We start from the raw sequence: 3,928 nt of genomic DNA on the forward strand, positions 1-3,928 counted from the left end.
ATTAGGCTGATGTTTTTTTGCGTTATAAAAGTTAATATGTTAAATGCCAGCTTGATCAGTAAAATAATTTTATAGTTCATTCTTTATTCATATTTTAGTTGTAAATTTTAAAAGTAAAGTAGATAAACAATAGCTAAAGTAAGGAGTAATGAAATGAAAGACGAAAAAAAGATAAATAAAAAAAGTGATTGGAGAAATTTTATCTCTCTAATAAAAAACGCAAACCCTCCAAAATGGATGTTTGGCATAGGGGTTTTACTAAGTGTAGCCACTACTTTAGTAGGATTATTATTGCCTCTCCTAACAAAAAAGTTTGTAGATGGCTTTTCAATATCATCATTAAGTGCAGGGCAAATAGCAATTTTTGCAGCTGTCCTAATAATACAAGCAGTATCATCTGCAGCTTCTATCTATTTACTTAGTAGAGTGGGAAATACAGTTGTTGCAAATGTAAGACACCGATTATGGAAAAAGATGGTTGTACTTCCCGTATCATATTTCGATGAGACACAGACTGGTGAAAACGTTAGTCGAGTTACGAATGATACCGCAATATTAAAAGGGCTAATTACAGAGCATATTACAAATTTTTTAACAGGTATTATATCAATTATCGGATCTTTTACACTTTTACTAATATTAGATTGGAGAATGACCTTAGTAACATTCGGTATTATACCTGTTATTGCGTTGATTTTTATTCCAATCGGAAAACAGATGTCTAAGTTATCAAAGGCAACTCAAGATGAGACAGCTAAATTTACATCATTAATAAGCCAAGTTTTTTCTGAAATTAGACTAGTAAAGGTTTCAAATGCGGAATCTGTCGAAATTTCAAAAGGCAATAAGGGGATTAGTAACTTATTATCTTTCGGAATTAAGGAAGGCAAGTTTCAATCATTAATAGGACCTATTGTTTCCTTTGTTTTAATGTTGATTCTAGTAGTCATAATTGGATACGGCGGGGTTAGAGTTTCTTCTGGAGCAATTACTGCTGGGGCATTAGTAGCGTATATACTGTATTTATTCCAAATAATCTTCCCAGTAACGCAAATTACACAATTCTTTACTGAGCTTCAAAAAACGAAGGGAGCTACAGAAAGAATGATTAATATATTGGAACATGAAGAAGAAGATTATGATTCTGGAAACGAAGAAATTAATATGAACTTACCGATAACCATTAATAAACTGCACTTTGCATATAAAGAAGAGGAAATGTTATCAAATCTCAACTTTGCAATTCCTTCAGGTAAAGTCACAGCAATTGTAGGACCAAGTGGTAGTGGAAAAACAACACTTTTCTCACTTATTGAAAGATTTTATTCTCCTAAAATCGGTGAAATAAAAGTTGGTAAGCATTCAATAGATTGCTATAACTTAGAAAGTTGGAGAAAGCAAATAGGATATGTAGCACAAGAAAGTCCATTAATTGTAGGAACCATTAGGGATAACATATGTTATGGAATTAAAAGAGAAATATCTGATAAAGAATTGTCCCATGTGTCAGCAATGGCTTACGTAGATCAATTTGTTAATGATTTACCTAAAGGGTTTCATACCGAAGTTGGAGAAAGAGGTGTCAAACTGTCGGGAGGACAAAGACAGCGAATAGGAATTGCTCGCGCCTTATTAAGAAATCCTAAGTTATTAATGTTAGATGAGGCAACTTCGAATTTGGATAGCAGATCGGAGTTAGTAGTACAAAATGCGCTTTCTAATTTAATGCAAGGTAGAACGACTTTAGTTATTGCCCATCGTTTATCGACAGTTATAGATGCCGATCAAATTGTCTTTTTAGACAAGGGAAAAATAACTGGCATTGGAACACATGAAGAATTATATAATAACCATCTAATGTATAGAGAGTTTGCTGATCAACAATTAAGAGTAAATAGTGCTGTATAACTACATTCAAGGAAGGTGTTTATATGACTAGTATATTAATTGTAGATGATGATCCAAATATTCGAAAGTTATTGAATGTACTGTTACGGAATGAAGGCTTCAATGTATTTGAAGCCACAAACGGTATTGAAGCAATTACTGTTTTTGAAGACAACAAAATTGATATGTTAATTATAGATTTAATGATGCCAAAGATGGACGGATTTGAGCTTTGTCGTGAAATTAGAAACGAGGCCGATCTTCCGATTATTATGCTAACTGCAAAAGGTGAGACTGAACAAAAAGTTAAAGGATTTAAACTAGGAACCGATGACTATATTGTAAAACCATTTGAACCAGTTGAATTAGTTGTAAGAGTAAAAGCCCTATTAAGGAGATCGAAAATTTCTTCATCAAAAATTGTACAAATAGGTAATTTAACGATTGATCATGGCAATTATAAAGTTCTTATTGGAAACCAGGGAATTAATATGCCTTTGAAGGAACTAGAGCTTTTATTTACTTTAGCAAGTTCATTAGGAAGGACTTATTCAAGAGAACAATTAATTGAAAATATTTGGGGATTTGATTACGCAGGAGATGAAAGAACAGTAGATGTTCATATTAAACGCCTAAGAGAAAGATTTCCCGAGAAAGAATTCGGATTTAAAATTTCTACTGTATGGGGATTAGGGTATCGAATGGAGCTAGTGAAATGAAGGTACTAAAAAAAATTAGAGATATTATAGGGGCTATATTACTACTGACGACAGCCATAACAGTTGGTAGTGTTGTGACACACTATTTAACCGGATATTTTTTTGAACACTACAAAACTAATCTTTCAGAAGTAACAATACAAATTATAAATACATTTGTAACCTTTCTATTATTAATGTTAGCGGGAGGAATGTTTGGTAGAATATTTCATCACCCAAAACAAATGAGAATGGTAAAGGAAATTATGCAGGCAATTAGAAGCATTTCCAGAGGAGAGTTTAACGTATCGGTCGATTTTGAGAAAGTTAGAAATGCCTTTGGAGGAGAAATTGGTCAAATAATAGATGGCTTTAATAATATGGCATTGAACTTAAACCAAATGGAAAATATGAGGCAAGAGTTTATTTCGAATGTTTCGCATGAAATTCAATCACCTTTAACATCTATTAAAGGATTCGCGAAAGTATTACAAAATGAAGAATTGCCTTTAGAGGAAAGAAAACAGTATTTGAATATTATTGAATTTGAAAGCACCCGATTATCAAAGCTTAGTGATAATCTCTTAAAGTTAACCTCATTAGAATCACAGAACCAGCCTATAGAGAAGAATCGTTTTTCATTAAATAGTCAACTTATGTACTCGTTGTTAAGCTGCGAACCACAAATAGTAGAAAAAAACATTAATATGCATGTTAATCTCAGTAAAATCGATGTGATTGGTGATGAGGCTCTTTTAAATCAAGTTTGGATGAACCTAATTACAAATAGTATAAAGTTTACACCTAATGATGGTGATATCTTTATTAATGCAAAACAAGAAAATGATAAGGTAATTATAAAAGTGCAAGATACTGGAATCGGTATATCTGATGAAGAGCAAATGCATATTTTTGAAAGGTTTTATAAAGCCGATAAATCAAGAGACCGGACAACAGTTGGAAATGGGTTGGGTTTATCAATCGTAAAAAAAATAGTTGAGATGCATAATGGGATAGTTTATGTAGAAAGTGAATTAGGGCAAGGATCATTGTTTATTGTAGAACTACCTACAGCAGTAGAATAAGGTTGACCTATCATTATAGTAAATAGGTATTTTATATAGAATTACTCTTTTACTATAATGAATAAGATTCTCATTTTTTTATTAAAAAGTTATTGCAAACAGAATAAAATAGTGGTATATTATTAAACGTTGTCACATTAATTCAAAATATGTGGCAAGAAAATAATAATAAAATAATTGTTGACTATAAATGATTATGTGTGTTATTATTATATAAGTCGCTAAGAGATATAGCGATAAAGTGAACTTTGAAAACTA

At 31.6% G+C, this 3,928-nt stretch carries 3 protein-coding genes; all 3 read left to right on the forward strand.

Features of this window, described 5'->3' with window-relative positions; all coding sequences use genetic code 11:
* Window positions 1-153 precede the first annotated feature (153 nt).
* The 3 genes from CN601_RS21785 to CN601_RS21795 are packed head-to-tail and all read left to right on the forward strand — an operon-like array spanning window position 154 to window position 3,670.
* Window positions 154-1,908: an ABC transporter ATP-binding protein gene (locus CN601_RS21785; RefSeq protein WP_098172344.1), complete on the forward strand. Its 1,755-nt coding sequence runs from the start codon at window positions 154-156 to the stop codon at window positions 1,906-1,908.
* 23 nt (window positions 1,909-1,931) lie between these two features.
* Window positions 1,932-2,606, forward strand: a complete 675-nt coding sequence (locus CN601_RS21790) for a response regulator transcription factor (RefSeq protein ID WP_098172345.1) — start codon at window positions 1,932-1,934, stop codon at window positions 2,604-2,606.
* The gene (locus tag CN601_RS21795) at window positions 2,603-3,670 is read left to right on the forward strand and encodes a HAMP domain-containing sensor histidine kinase (RefSeq protein WP_179865644.1); all 1,068 of its coding nucleotides are present in this window, start codon (window positions 2,603-2,605) and stop codon (window positions 3,668-3,670) included. Before CN601_RS21790 ends, CN601_RS21795 begins: the two co-directional genes overlap by 4 nt.
* Window positions 3,671-3,928 lie beyond the last annotated feature (258 nt).

Origin of the sequence: Bacillus sp. AFS017336, assembly GCF_002555445.1 — a bacterium.
GTDB lineage: Bacteria > Bacillota > Bacilli > Bacillales > Bacillaceae_G > Gottfriedia.

Bases quoted from the DNA above. Each gene is read 5' to 3' on its own strand.
- CN601_RS21785 (WP_098172344.1), top strand. From the start codon at position 154: ATGAAAGACGAAAAAAAGATAAATAAAAAAAGTGATTGGAGAAATTTT.
- CN601_RS21790 (WP_098172345.1), top strand. From the start codon at position 1,932: ATGACTAGTATATTAATTGTAGATGATGATCCAAATATTCGAAAGTTA.
- CN601_RS21795 (WP_179865644.1), top strand. From the start codon at position 2,603: ATGAAGGTACTAAAAAAAATTAGAGATATTATAGGGGCTATATTACTA.